Raw genomic sequence first — 618 nt, forward strand, 5'->3', positions numbered from 1 at the left:
CAGCCGCGCCCCGTATAGATCGACACGTACGGGTAGTTCAGATAGCCGATGAAGTAGTTGTCGATCTTCAGGTCGCGCTTGTAGATGGGCGCGACGAACGGCAGCTCGTCCATGTTCTCGAGAATCGGCCGCGCCTCGTTGTGCTCGATCGAGCCGTCCTTCGCGCGCCAGCTCAAGCCCTTGATCTCGGCGAACGGCCGGCCCTCGGCGATTTCCTTGCAGGTGTAATCGAATTCTTCTCGGCAGACGAAATCGATCGCCTCGGTCGCCGTGAGCGAGTTGTGCGGATCGACCATCACCTTCGCGCCGACCATGCCGACAATGAGCGTCGGCTTGCGCTTCTTCAGGTCTTCGGCGAAGAGCGCGTCGGTCGGGAACGACGGCGTGCTCGTGTGAATGATCACAAGGTCATAGTCCATCGCGATCTTCAGCGTGGCTTCCACGCCGATGCCGTCGGCCGGCGCGTCGAGCACGCGGCTGTCGGGCACGAGGGCCGCGGGCTGCGCAAGCCACGTGGGATACCAGAACGAGCGGATCTCGCGCTTTGCCTGGTAGCGCGAGCCCGCGCCACCGTCGAAGCCGTCATACGACGGGGCCTGCAGAAACAGCGTTTTCATA

Annotated in this window: 1 pseudogene; it reads right to left on the reverse strand. The window is 62.8% G+C overall.

The annotated features are described in order from the left end of the window. Positions 1-617: pseudogene (locus U5A65_RS40725) on the reverse strand (hopanoid biosynthesis associated radical SAM protein HpnJ); the annotation flags it as partial. Position 618 lies beyond the last annotated feature (1 nt).

It is taken from the genome of Paraburkholderia sp. J10-1 (assembly GCF_905220165.1).
Classification (GTDB): Bacteria; Pseudomonadota; Gammaproteobacteria; order Burkholderiales; family Burkholderiaceae; genus Paraburkholderia.